At 64.5% G+C, this 5,633-nt stretch carries 5 protein-coding genes; all 5 read right to left on the bottom strand.

What is annotated here, in order from left to right:
- Positions 1-125: 125 nt before the first annotated feature.
- Genes V6M39_RS14250 through V6M39_RS14230 form a run of 5 tightly spaced genes read right to left on the bottom strand, consistent with a single transcriptional unit; the run spans position 126 to position 5,429 of the window.
- Positions 126-1,598: a peptidoglycan D,D-transpeptidase FtsI family protein gene (locus V6M39_RS14250; protein ID WP_332644476.1), complete on the bottom strand. Its 1,473-nt coding sequence runs from the start codon at positions 1,596-1,598 to the stop codon at positions 126-128.
- Positions 1,595-2,974, bottom strand: a complete 1,380-nt coding sequence (locus V6M39_RS14245; RefSeq protein WP_442880812.1) for an FtsW/RodA/SpoVE family cell cycle protein — start codon at positions 2,972-2,974, stop codon at positions 1,595-1,597. The genes V6M39_RS14250 and V6M39_RS14245 overlap by 4 nt, the downstream gene beginning before the upstream one ends.
- Positions 2,962-4,236 (bottom strand): PP2C family protein-serine/threonine phosphatase, encoded by a 1,275-nt coding sequence (locus tag V6M39_RS14240; RefSeq protein WP_332644474.1) that lies wholly within the window; start codon positions 4,234-4,236, stop codon positions 2,962-2,964. The genes V6M39_RS14245 and V6M39_RS14240 overlap by 13 nt, the downstream gene beginning before the upstream one ends.
- A 3-nt stretch (positions 4,237-4,239) precedes the next feature.
- On the bottom strand, positions 4,240-4,710 hold the full coding sequence (locus V6M39_RS14235; RefSeq protein ID WP_332644473.1) for an FHA domain-containing protein FhaB/FipA: 471 nt from the start codon (positions 4,708-4,710) through the stop codon (positions 4,240-4,242).
- Positions 4,710-5,429, bottom strand: coding sequence for a DUF3662 and FHA domain-containing protein (locus tag V6M39_RS14230; protein WP_332644472.1), 720 nt, complete (start codon positions 5,427-5,429; stop codon positions 4,710-4,712). The genes V6M39_RS14235 and V6M39_RS14230 overlap by 1 nt, the downstream gene beginning before the upstream one ends.
- Between the last annotated feature and the right edge of the window lie 204 nt (positions 5,430-5,633).

The following is a 5,633-nucleotide window of genomic DNA, read 5'->3' as shown; positions in this document are numbered from 1 at the left end:
GCTCATAGCGCTCGCCGAGGCGGATTGGCTCATCGACGGGTTCGGTCATGGTGTCAGTCTCTCAATACGGTTGTTGGAAGTATGAATGGGTCCGGCGCACATCGCCGCATTCGACGTTCGTTGAATCATTTGCCGAGCACCGCCTCAATGACGGCTCGGGCGATCGGCCCGGCGAGACGGCCACCTGAGATCTCGTCACGACCGACGTCGGTGGACTCGACGAGCACGGCTACGGCGACCTTCGGGTTGTCGGCTGGCGCGAACGCGACGAACCATGCGTACGGCGGGCGGTCGGGCGTCGACTGCGCGGTGCCGGTCTTGCCGCCGACCTCGACTCCGGGGATGCGGGCCGACGTTGCCGTGCCGCTGTCGACGGTGCTGATCAGCATCCGACGAAGCTTGGCGGCGTTGGAGGGAGTCATTGCCTCGCTGATCCGTTCGGGCTCCGCCTGGTCGAGAACGCTGAGGTTGGGCGATCGCACCGTCTTGACGACATGCGGCTTCATGACGTTGCCGTCGTTGGCGACGGCCGCCGTGACCATCGCCATCTGCAGCGGAGTCGCTGCGACCTCGAACTGACCGATGCCGGACAGGGCCAGCTCGGTGCGCTCCAGCGGGCGGTCGGCGGGTGCGAACCGGCTTGAGCTCGACGGAAGCTGGGTCAGCGGAGTGGCGCCGAAGCCGAACTTCTCAGCTTGTTCAGCGAGCTTCTCCTGGCCGATCTTGAGGGCGAGGTCGCCGAAGCTGACGTTGCACGAGACGTTGAGGGCGCGCTCGAACGTGATCGAGTTGCCGCCGCAGTTGCCGCCGTCCTGGTTGGGGAGCTTGAACGAGGTGCCGGGGAACGACAGGGCACGGCCGCCCTTGACCTTGTCGCTGGGCTCCATGTCGAGGTTCTCGAGCGCTGCTGCGGCCGTGACGAGCTTGAACGTCGATCCGGGTGGCAGTACTTCCTGCGCCGCACGGTTGGACATCGGCCGGTTCTTGCTGGTGGTCAGCTGCTCCCAGGCCTGCTGGACCTTGCTGAAGTCGTGGCTGGCGAGTCGATTGGGGTTGTACGACGGCTGGGTCACCATCGCGAGGATGGCGCCTGTCTGTGGATCGATCGCCGCGACTGCGCCCTTGGTGTCTTCACCGAGCGCCTCGAGCCCGCTCGCGGCTGTCTTCTGAGCCAGCGGATCGATCGTCAGCTCGACGCTGCCGCCCTGGGGCTGCTTGTTGGAGATGAGATCGACGACGCGGTTGACGAAGAGCCTGTTGTCGCTGCCGGAGAGCACACCGTTCTCGGTGCTCTCGATGCCTCGATCGTTGCCGAAGATGTAGGAGAAGTAGCCGGTGATCGGCGCGTACAGCTTCCCGTCGGGGTAGCGCCGCTGGAACTTGTACTCGTCCTTGCTCTTCACGCTCTCCGCGATCGGCTTGCCACTGACCAGAATCGGCCCGCGATCGCGCGAGTACTCCTCGTTGATGACCCGTTTGTTGCCGTTCTTGGAGTTGAGGCTGTCGGCTTGTACGAATTGCACGTAGTTGACGTTGACCAGCAGCGCCATGAACAGCACGAGGGCGGCGATGGCGATATTGCGAATGGGGCGGTTCATCGCTTCACCACCTGCGTCTCCTCGTCGTGCTCGAACGTGGAGATCTCTGGTGCCGGGCGACGCGTCTGGTCGCTGATGCGCAGCAACAGCCCGATGATGACCCAGTTCATGACAATCGACGAGCCGCCTTGTGCCATGAACGGCGTCGTCAGGCCCGTCAGTGGGATGAGGCGTGTGACGCCGCCGATGACGACGAAAACCTGCAGCGCGAACGAGAACGCCAAGCCCGCTGCAAGGAGCTTGCCGAATGCATCACGGCAGGTCAGCGCAATGCGGAGACCGCGCTCGACGATGAGCCCGTAGATCATCAGGATGGCCATCAGCCCGGCGAGACCGAGCTCTTCGCCCATCGATGCGGCAATGAAGTCGGAGAACGAGAACGGGGTCAGCTGGGGACTTCCGAGACCCCACCCTTGACCGAGCACACCACCGTGCGCCAACCCGAACAAGCCGTTGATGATCTGCCCGTTGCGGTCGGGGTCGCCGAACGGATCGAGCCACGCATCGAATCGGACCCGTACGTGACCGAAGGCCAAGTAGCCGAAGTAGGCGCCGAGCGCGAACAGCACGCCGCCGACCACCAGCCAGCCTGCACGCTCAGTGGCGACGTAGAGCATGACGACGAACAAGCCGAAGAACAGCAGCGACGACCCGAGGTCGCGCTGAAAGACCAGGATGCCGACGCTGATCAGCCAACCCGCGAGGATCGGTCCGAGGTCGCGACCGCGGGGCAGGTCGATGCCGGCAATGCGGCGACCCGCGAGGGCGAGCGCATCACGCTTGACCACGAGATAGCCCGCGAAGAAGATCGCGAGACACACCTTCGCGGCCTCACCGGGCTGGAAGCTGAAAGGACCGAGGTTGATCCAAATGCGTGCGCCGTTGATGGTGCGGCCGATGCCGGGCATCAGCGGGAGGATCAGCAAGAGAATGGCGACCGCGCCGAACGTGTAGGTGAGGGTCTGCAGGCGCCGATGATCGCGTACGAGGATCAGGATCGCGGCAAAGGCGGCGATACCGATCGCGGTCCATACGAGCTGGCCGTTGGCGAAGGCCTGACGATCAGGATTGACCTGCTGGCGTCCAAGATCAAGTCGATAGATCATCGCGAGACCGAGACCGTTGAGCGCAATGACGAGCGGGACCAGCACCGGATCGGCGTACGGGGCGACCCGGCGCACGATGAGGTGAGTCGCGATGGCCACCACGATCAGCGCGAAGCCGAGCTTGTAGGTGTCGCCCGGGATGGTGCCTTCGACGCCGAGTCCGACCGCCGCGTACGCAGTGATCCCAATCGTCACCGCCAGGACGGTGAGAAAGAATTCGGCCCCCCGGCGCTTGCGAGGCACCCACGCGGGCGTGGTCATCGCAGCCATACCGCCGAAGAAGTCGTGGTCTCTGTGTCCTTGGGCTTCGGCTTGGGTGTTGGCGTCGGGGTCGGCTTGATGGCGACCTGGTCGAGGTTCTTGACGATCTGCTCAGCCTCAGCTCGACTCGAGGCCTCGATCCCCGCTCGCACCTGCTTGGCGCGGAAATCGGGCAGCGTGGAGACCTCGACCTCGGTGATCTCATCGACGTGCTGCAGCGTGATGCCGGGGATGTCGGCCTGGACGCCCTTGTAGATCGTCACCTTGCCGTCCTGCGAGGCGACGAAGTACTGGTTTTGCGACCAGTTGTAGGCGACTCCCCCGGCGATCGCGAGGATCGCGGCAATTGCGATGCCGAGCGCTGTCCAGCGGAGCCAGCGCCTGCGGCTCGGCGGGCGTGGTGCGTAGCGGATCTCCTCGGGGTCGACGGTCTGCGATTCGGAGGTCTTGGGCTCGGAACGCCGACTCGTTCGCGGGCGAGCCGGTCCGGCGGCAGCGCCGACGAGTTGCGGCTGTCCGTCGGATGACGAAAGGTGCTCGTCTACATCTGCACCCTTCTCGACGAACTCGGCTATGACGACGGTGACGTTGTCGTAGCCGCCGGCCTCGAGCGCCAGGCGGACCAGTTCAGTTGCGGCGAGATCGATTGTCTCGGCGCTGAGCGCCATCTCGATGACGTTGTCGCCGACCATGTCGGACAAGCCGTCGCTGCACAGGAGGTAGCGGTCACCGAGCATCGGCTGCAGCCAGTTGTAGTCGGCCTCGTTGTCGTCGCGGCCCAGCAGAGCACGAAGCAAGAGCGAGCGATGCGGGTGTACGCGGGCCTCGTCTCGGCTGATCTTGCCTTCCTCGACCAGGCTCTGCACGAACGTGTGGTCGGTGCTGATCTGCTCGAGCGCACCGTCACGCAGACGGTAGGCGCGCGAGTCACCCAGGTGGGCAAACGCGATCTTGGAGCCGTCCCACAGCATCGCCTCGAGCGTGGTTCCCATGCCTTCGACGGCAGGGTCGTTGGCAATCAGCTGGCCGAGTCGCGCGTTCGCGGCGGTGACGGCCTGCTGGAGAGCGGCCATGGCATCGACGTCGAGATCACGATCGAGCTGGCGGATGATGTGCATCGCCTCGGCTGAGGCGAGGTCGCCCGCGGCAGCACCACCCATACCGTCGGCGATCACCAGGAGCCGCGGGCTGGCGTATCCGGAGTCCTGATTGGCGGGTCGGCGCAGACCGGTGTCAGTCAGGGCGACATAGCGATATGTAAGAGAAGTCATGGACTACTTCTGGAGCTCGACGATGGTCTTGCCGAGTCGGACGGCGATGCCGATGCCGATCGGAATGGGCGAGGTGATGCGCTGGCTGCCGAGGTAGGTGCCGTTGGTGGATCCGAGGTCTTCGACGAACCACTGCTCGCCATTGGTCGCGAAGCGCGCGTGACGCGTCGACACATAGTCATCGTCGAGTCGGATTGCGGCGTCCGTGCCGCGGCCGAGGAGGATTGGCTTGTCGCCCAGCGGAACGCTCTGCCCCGCGTTGGGACCCGAGACGACCTGCAGCTTGGTGGGTACGCCACGCGGAGCCTTGCGAGAACGGGACGTCGGTTTGGCCTTCGCCTTCGCGGGGCGCGCCTGAACGGGAGCCTTGGTGCCGAAGATGTCCGATCGGATGACCGAAACTGCCGACAGGACAAATAGCCACAGCACTGCCAAGAATGCGAGCTTGATCAGCGTGAGTGTCAGTTCTGACATCAGGTTGTCTCCGACAGCCGAACCACGATGACGGTGTTGCCGAGGCGGATTTCGGCTCCGTCGGTCACGACACCGCTGCCCACCTTGTGTCCATTGAGGATGACGCCGTTGGTGGAGTCGAGGTCGGTCACCGTGACATCGGTGTCGCCACCGTTGCGGCTGACCGCGATCTGCGCGTGACGGCGCGAGATGCCCGGGTCGTCGATCTTGAGATCGGCTTCGTTGCCTCGACCGATCACGATGCCGGGAGGGCTGATCGGGTGCTTCATGCCGTTGACCTCGATCACCACACCGGATGAGCGGATGGCAGTCTCGGTCATCCGCTGACCTTCGACGGGGGTCACGGAGGAGTTGGTACGGCTGCGTACGCGGAATCGGCCGGTGCTCAGCTCGCCGGTCTGCTTGAACTCGATGTTCAGCGGGCCGGTCATGGTGTAGCGCTGGTCGATGACGTGCTCTTTGACAAGTGTCGCCAGCTCTTCGGCGAGCGTGCCGCTGAACGGCGCCAGGCGCTCGAAGTCGGTCGGCGAGAGCTCGACGGTGAAGTCGTTGGGCACCAGCATGCGTTCGCGTGAAAGGACGTGGGCGGAGTTGTCGACCTCGCGCTGCAGGGCAGCGGCGATCTCGACGGGTTGGACCGCGCTGCGGAACGCGCGTGCAAAGGCGCCAGTCACGGCTCCTTCGAGTCTTTGCTCAAATCGCTGCAGCACCCCCGCCATCAGCTTCCGCCTTTCGTTGTCATCACTGGTGTTCCCTGCGATCGTATCGGGCTACCACTCAGAGGCGACTTCTCGTGCGGCGCCGGAGTGACGAATCGGACAGCATTTCAGCCTGTTAGACTCATTCCTCGGTCCTGCGCATCGAATGCCGGGACCGTACGCGCGAGTGGCGGAATGGTAGACGCGCTGGCTTCAGGTGCCAGT

The organism is Aeromicrobium sp. (genome assembly GCF_036675695.1).
Taxonomy (GTDB): Bacteria; Actinomycetota; Actinomycetes; order Propionibacteriales; family Nocardioidaceae; genus Aeromicrobium.
Note: the sequence above shows the minus strand (reverse complement) of the source record. Positions and strands in the feature narration are given on the sequence as shown.

Bases quoted from the DNA above. Each gene is read 5' to 3' on its own strand.
- V6M39_RS14250 (WP_332644476.1), bottom strand. From the start codon at position 1,598: ATGAACCGCCCCATTCGCAATATCGCCATCGCCGCCCTCGTGCTGTTC.
- V6M39_RS14240 (WP_332644474.1), bottom strand. From the start codon at position 4,236: ATGACTTCTCTTACATATCGCTATGTCGCCCTGACTGACACCGGTCTG.
- V6M39_RS14235 (WP_332644473.1), bottom strand. From the start codon at position 4,710: ATGTCAGAACTGACACTCACGCTGATCAAGCTCGCATTCTTGGCAGTG.
- V6M39_RS14230 (WP_332644472.1), bottom strand. From the start codon at position 5,429: ATGGCGGGGGTGCTGCAGCGATTTGAGCAAAGACTCGAAGGAGCCGTG.
- V6M39_RS14245 (WP_442880812.1), bottom strand. From the start codon at position 2,974: ATGGCTGCGATGACCACGCCCGCGTGGGTGCCTCGCAAGCGCCGGGGG.